Raw genomic sequence first — 6,529 nt, forward strand, 5'->3', positions numbered from 1 at the left:
GCTATGCCTCCAGGCCGCTTTCAATAGCCTGGTTGATAATTTCCTGTAAATCATTGAACATCTGCACAAAAGCTGCTTCAGCACGAAAGAACTCGGCTATTTCCTTAGTCTGGTTAATGCGAGCGAATTCCAGGCTGAGTTCCTGTACTGTTTCCTTCGGTACATCATTTCCTAAAATCTGAGCCCGGTTAAACTCGGCTTGCCGCTGTCGCAATTCCAGCAACTTGGATGTCCACTCCGGCTTTTTTTCCACTTCCTTTTTGGCCTGGCAATAATCCAGATAGGGCTCGCTCTTAGTGATAGCCCGGGCCAATTCGTGAGCTTTGTCATAGCTGTTTGCTGTGGTCATAATTAAAATCACTCCTAACTCTAAAACATGGGGACGTTCTTTTTGTTTTGCCTTTGAATTATGCCGAATATACAATGTTTAAACTCAACTTTACACGGGCTATCTAAGATTGGATAAGCCCTTTGCTCTTCTTGTTTTTTCTAAATATTTTATGCCGCTGTGCCTTTTCCTTCCTTGTAGTTTTCTTACTAACCCCCCATAACCAGGGGACACAACCAGCGATGAAAAGCGAGTTAGTAGGCGCTTGAATAGTAAGATGTAGTAGGAATCAATTAACCCCTCACCCCTCACTCCTCACTTTTCTTACTAACATCCATGCCTGAGGGCACAACCACCAATGAAAATGGGGGTATTACAGGGGGTTATTGGACGCTGCAACCTTAATAGTGACACCCGCAGGGTGGGACACCAGGAGTATCTGCAGGGTGATTTGCACAGATATATTATAATATATATCAGAAGGATCGTTCCCGTGATATATCTTATCTGATGATTCCCTCAAAGACGCCTAACAGGAAAACTCCATAGAATACACCCATTAACAACAGGGTTCCCGCTGTTATATGCTTTTTCCTGAGCAATTCGATGTATAAAATGGCTGCTGCCGTCAAGGTAAGAATAGCAGATAAAAAAGCCCCCCCAGACAGTTGCCAGTCGGTAAGGAATATTCCTATGGCCGGTATGAGGGAACTCTGAAAAACCATGGCTCCGGTTATATTACCCAGGGCCAGGCTGTCCTTCTCCCGTGATATCCAGATAACACTGTTGAATTTCTCCGGCAGTTCGGTGGCGATTGGGGTTATAATCAAAGCCAGGACAAAAGCCGGAACTTGATATATAACCGCTACTTCTTTAACCGCACCCACAAACATGTCGGCCCCTATGATGATTAGCAGCAAAGCGAAGAGAACCTGGCCAATTACCAGGGATAGCCGGGGTGATTTCTCTTTGCGCGCAAAATAGCAAGGTGGCAATTCATAGCTGGAATCCAAATCTCTTTCCTCGCTGAGCATCACATAAACATAGAGAAAATAGGATAAAACCATGAAAGCAGCAATTATCAACTGCCAGTGACGCAAGGCCGGGGGAATGGTTCCGGTTATTATAGCAGCGGCATAAACGATAATAAAAAAGCTCAAGTCGCGGGACATACTGGAATAATCCACCTGCACCTTGCTTCCTTTAATCCTGCGCCGGCTAAAAAAAATTACCGCTATACCCGTAACAAACATGGCCAGAGTGGAAAGCATTAAAGGAGCTCCTAATATGGCTCCTATGCCTATATCGTGTCCCTCTTTGCCCTGGCCGAAAACGATAGCTATTACGGGAATCAGGGTCTCCGGGAGGGCGGTGCCAACTGCCGCCAGCACGCTGCCAACCGCTCCTTCGGAAAGATTAAGCTTCTCTCCCAACCATTCTACACCATTAACGAAAAATTCAGCTCCCAGTAAAATGACACCCAGGCTTATAATCAATATTCCAATGCTGCTCATGATTCACTCCTATTGCATTAATATATCACGGGGACGGTCCTTCTGATATATTTCATAATATATCTGTATCTGCGTAAATCACCCTGCGGGTGTCACTATTAAGGTTGCAGCGTCCATGATAAACTCCTGTAATACCTTCATTTTCATCGGTGGTTGTGGCCCCCGGCCCTTTACCCTCGTCACCCTATCTCAATCAGTTCCCTCCTGCGGTTGGAAAATGTGACTAGCTGCCTGTAACCCACCTCTTTGGCCAGGCAGGCTGCTTCCTCCAGGCCTTCGCCCAATTGCGAGGGATGGTGGGCATCGGATCCCAGGGTTATGGGTATGTCCAGAGCCAACATTAGCTCCATGATTTCCCGTGCCGGATATATTTCCCCCACCGGTTTGCGTAAACCACTGCTGTTAATCTCTATTACCATTCTCGCCGCTTTAATACTATTTAAAACCGGCTCAACATAGGCTTGAACGGATTGCTTAACCGGCCGATGCCCCCAGATTTTTATCAAGTCCATATGCCCTACTACATCGAAAAGGCGCGAATTTACCGCCTGGTTTACCAAGCTAAAATAGTCGGCATAGATATCATCGATGTCCTGGGTGGCAAACTGATCTTTAAAATCGGGATGGTCGAAGCCCCATCCATCGATAAAATGAATAGAGCCAATTATATAATCATAATTCGAACCGGCCAGCATCCGCTGGATTTCTTCTTCCCTTCCCGGATGATAGTCGACCTCCAATCCGATGCGGATTTTTAGCTTCGGGAAATCTTCCTGAACCCTTTTAAGCTTGTCCGGTTTAATCCGTGGCAGGTATTCATCATGTTCACTAAACCCGATTTCCACAAGTTTTTTCTGGCGAGCATTTTCCGCAAAAAGCCGGATCCAGAATTCGTCATAATCGTATTCCCCGTGAGCCAGTGCATGAATATGATAATCAAGCAGCATTTCCCGTCCTCCAATAGAATTCCCCAGGAGTTGCCCTGGGAATTCCCCCAGTAATTTATTTAAGCACTATGTACTGCAAAAATCAAGAAATACCGCTGAAAATATGCCATATCTCTCCTGGGGAGAGGCTAAAACAACTTTCCAGCCTGGAAAGTCCGACAAAAAGGAATTGCATTAAGTTAATGCATATACTACAATTTTAGCTGTCAAGGGAGGTAAAGAAGGAGGGTTATTTCATAGATGGCAGATATAATCCCATTTAGAGGACTCCGTTATAATCCCGAAAAGATTAGTAGCCTGGCTTCGGTAGTCACTCCACCGTATGATATTATAGATGAGTCAGCTCAGGCCCGCTATTATGCGGAAAATCCCGCTAATGTGATCCGGCTGGAGTTGGGGCTCATATTTCCTCAAGATAGCAGCTCCACTAACCGTTATACCAGAGCGGCGCAATACCTGGAAAAGTGGCAAGAGGACGAAACCCTGATCGCAGAAGAGAAAGCTGCCCTATATCTTTACCAGCAAGAATTTAACTTCCGGGGGGAAAGGGTGGTTAGAACCGGCTTTGTTTGCGGCCTTAAGCTGGAACCTTATGAAAAGGGCAATATACTGCCCCATGAGGAAACCCTGTCCAAACCGAAGGCTGACCGCTTGCAATTAATGAGGGCTACCAGTTCCAATTTCAGTTCCATTTTTGGACTTTACTCTGATGAGGAAAAACAGGGAGAGAAACTTTTGCTGGAAGAAGTCAAAGAGCAAGCTCCGGATATCAGTATAATCGATGAAGCGGGTGAGACTCACAAAATTTGGGTGATAAAAAATGAAGCGATAATTGAGCAGATGGTAGCTTTACTTGCTGACCGCCCGGTCTATATTGCTGATGGACACCATCGTTACGAAACCGCTCTGGAATACTACAATGAAATAAAGGAACAAGGGCTGGAAGGCTATGATTATGTAATGGCTACCCTGGTCAATGTTTTTGATGAAGGGCTGGTAGTTCTTCCCACTCACCGGCTGGTAGGGAATATCCCGGGCTTCAAATTGGACGCTTTCATGAATCATCTGGCCGGTTTATTTGAAATAGCATTGCATAAAGACAAGAATATCAGCGTTTTCATGCAAGAACTGGCCAGCAATGCGAAGGAGCACAAAGTTTTTGGCATGTACAGCGGCAAAGATCTCTTTCTTCTGGATCTTAAGCATCCTAGACAGGCCAGCAAATTGCTTCCGGATAACAAATCTGCGGCCTGGGAAAAACTCGATGTAGCACTGCTGGATAATATTATTCTGGATCAATTGCTGGGCATTGACGAGCAAAAACGCCGCAGCCAGGAGAACCTGGCTTACACCCGCAGCGAAGAGTGGTTAATGGAACAAATCGACAATCGTAATTATCAACTGGGCTTTCTCCTCAACCCTACCCGGGTGGAAGAAATAATTGAAGTAGCTCAGGCCCGTGATAAGATGCCCCAGAAATCAACCTATTTTTACCCCAAATTAATTACCGGGCTAATAATAAATAATTTAAGCATAAAATAACACCAGGGGCGGGCATGGGGACGGTTCTTTTGCCCGCTTTTCTTTTTAAGAAGCGGGCAAAAGAACCGTCCCCATGCCCGTTGTTCTCATATGTAGCAGGATAGCCCGCCATCAATCATAAGTATATTGCCGGTGAGCCATTTGGAATCATCTGAGGCAAAAAACAGGATGCTCCCGGTCATATCTTCGGGATAAGCCAGCCTTTTCATAGGAAACATCTTGGTCAACTTATCCATCTTTCCTTTGGACTCTATGCGACTCAATTCATCTTCCATCATGGGTGTGATTATATGGGACGGGCAAAGGCAGTTAACCCGTATCCCCGGTCCCAGCTCGGCCGCCAATGCCCGGGTAAGCTGTACCACTCCGCCTTTCATGGCACAATAGGCACTGCTGTTCCTCCCCCCCAATACTCCCAAAATGGAGGAAATGTTTATAATGCTTCCTCCGCCGCCTTCCAGCATCAAGGGCAGCATCAGCTGGGAAACAGCAAATACGCTGCGCAGGTCAACCTGGTAAATCCGGTCAAATTCCTCCAGGCTGGTTTTCATAAAAGGTTTGAACAAGGCCGAACCGGCATTGTTTATCAGAATATCCAGGCGGCCATAAGTCTCCCGTACTTTATCCCGGGCCTTTTCAATATCCTCGATTACGGTAACATCAGAGGGTAGGGCCAGTCCTTCCCCACCTATTTCCCTGATTTTGTCCACGGTTTCGTTTAATGGTCCGGGCCGCCGCCCCATGACTGCCACCCGGGCTCCTTCGCCCGCCAGAGCAATAGCTGCTGCTCTCCCAATACCGGTACCTCCTCCGGTGATTATGGCTGCTTTTCCCTTTAGTTTCATCCCTTCTCCCCCTCTCTGCCTGCTTAGCCCTTGCTCTTATCGCTTTCCAGAAACGCCTGCATCCGGCTGCACATGGCTTCGCCGCCCACAAAGCTACGGAAGGTCCAGAGTTGGGTGCGAATGGCCGCCTGGACCTCCATTCCTGGCACCCGGTTGGTCTGCTCCTTATTGGCTTTCAAGGCTTCATGTTCAAAAGCGGCAATGCGCTGGGCCAATTTTTTAGCTTCTTCCAGGTAGCTTTCCCGGGGATAGACATAATTGGCCAGGCCCATTTCCCGGGCTTCCTCGGCCCCGTAAATCCTTCCGGTCATGGTTACTTCCTTGGCCCGGCCCATACCGATTATTTTCCACAGGGGATCGCTTAAGGGCGTCAGGGCCCAGCGTATTTCTGGCTGCCCGACTTTAGCCGTTTCTGACATTATGCGGATGTCGGCCATCACCATCAGGTCGAAGCCAGCAGCCAGAGCGGGACCGCTGACGGCAGCAATGACCGGCAGAGGGAATTTAAGTATGTTCAAAAAAGACTCTTCGATTATCTTCAGGCCTTCGCTTTTGTTCTCTCCCAGGCTCATCACGCTGGGCATGTCGAATCCGGCGGAAAAGGCTTTCTCAACTCCGGTAAGAACCACGGCATTGATCTCCTGGTCCTTTTCCATCTCTACGAAAACATGGGCCAGCTCTGCCAGCAATTCCATGGTCAGAGCGTTCATGAATTCCGGGCGGTTAATCTGTACTATTCCGACCTTACCTTCCTTTTTAAATATGATATTCTGATACTCCACTTTTTCTACCCCCTTATTTTTCTCTAATTCTGTAATAATTCTTTAGAAATTATTGAAACTCCTCTACCTCATTCCCGGTTTTATACCATTTTCGGATATCCAGCTGCTTTTCCTCATTCTCCGGCAAGGCCTTCTCGCTATCATAAAAATCGTCAATACTATTGACATTGTAAAGATTATACCACCGGCCGTTTGGCGACTTGAAATACAAGCTGTTGCCGGTGGCAATGGCGGCCATTATATTAGCATAGTTCAGGCTGCTGCTATCATCAATCTGAAAGAGATATTTTCCCACCAAAACAGCATTCTTTAATACTTGTAGTTCGTTAATTGCTGTAACCTTCCATGTTTTTTGGGAGTTGTCTTCGGCTTTAACCGTATAGTAGAGAGGAGAACTAAAATCGTTGCTGCTTATCCCGCTGTCTTGCGGTATGTCTGATATAAAAGCAGATGCTCCGGGGGAGAGGGTGAAGCTGGCAATCAGGTGGCTCAAGCTGGTTTTATAGGGAACAATCAATACTACATCATTCCCGGTAATGGTGCCCTGAATCTCCGGGTTTACCAGCCCGAA

Annotated in this window: 7 protein-coding genes; 1 reads left to right on the forward strand and 6 read right to left on the reverse strand. The window is 46.9% G+C overall.

Translation table 11 applies throughout. The annotated features are described in order from the left end of the window. Position 1: 1 nt before the first annotated feature. The 3 genes from PHP87_RS02325 to PHP87_RS02335 all read right to left on the reverse strand — a co-directional run bounded on the left by PHP87_RS02325 (position 2) and on the right by PHP87_RS02335 (position 2,789). Positions 2 to 349, reverse strand: coding sequence for a YlbF family regulator (locus tag PHP87_RS02325; protein WP_299917973.1), 348 nt, complete (start codon positions 347 to 349; stop codon positions 2 to 4). Positions 350 to 831: 482 nt separating this feature from the next. Then, positions 832 to 1,842 carry a sodium:calcium antiporter gene (locus PHP87_RS02330; RefSeq protein ID WP_299917975.1) on the reverse strand — a complete coding sequence of 337 codons (1,011 nt, stop codon included), beginning with the start codon at positions 1,840 to 1,842 and terminating at the stop codon, positions 832 to 834. Between the two features lie 179 nt (positions 1,843 to 2,021). Then, positions 2,022 to 2,789, reverse strand: coding sequence for a histidinol-phosphatase HisJ family protein (locus PHP87_RS02335; RefSeq protein ID WP_299917978.1), 768 nt, complete (start codon positions 2,787 to 2,789; stop codon positions 2,022 to 2,024). Between the two features lie 240 nt (positions 2,790 to 3,029). On the opposite strand from PHP87_RS02335, the gene PHP87_RS02340 reads away from it, so the two are divergent. Further along, positions 3,030 to 4,331 (forward strand): DUF1015 domain-containing protein, encoded by a 1,302-nt coding sequence (locus PHP87_RS02340; RefSeq protein ID WP_299917980.1) that lies wholly within the window; start codon positions 3,030 to 3,032, stop codon positions 4,329 to 4,331. 86 nt (positions 4,332 to 4,417) lie between these two features. Here the strand turns inward: PHP87_RS02340 and PHP87_RS02345 are convergent, their stop codons facing one another. From PHP87_RS02345 to PHP87_RS02355, 3 genes are all read right to left on the reverse strand, one after another. After that, positions 4,418 to 5,176, reverse strand: coding sequence for an SDR family oxidoreductase (locus tag PHP87_RS02345; protein ID WP_299917984.1), 759 nt, complete (start codon positions 5,174 to 5,176; stop codon positions 4,418 to 4,420). Between the two features lie 23 nt (positions 5,177 to 5,199). Beyond that, on the reverse strand, positions 5,200 to 5,958 hold the full coding sequence (locus PHP87_RS02350) for an enoyl-CoA hydratase/isomerase family protein (RefSeq protein WP_299917986.1): 759 nt from the start codon (positions 5,956 to 5,958) through the stop codon (positions 5,200 to 5,202). A gap of 49 nt (positions 5,959 to 6,007) precedes the next feature. Then, positions 6,008 to 6,529, reverse strand: a 522-nt coding sequence (locus PHP87_RS02355) for a hypothetical protein (protein ID WP_299917988.1), incomplete at its 5' end; no start/stop codon positions are given.

It is taken from the genome of Syntrophomonas sp., assembly GCF_028707975.1.
In the GTDB taxonomy this organism is placed as follows: Bacteria; Bacillota; Syntrophomonadia; order Syntrophomonadales; family Syntrophomonadaceae; genus Syntrophomonas.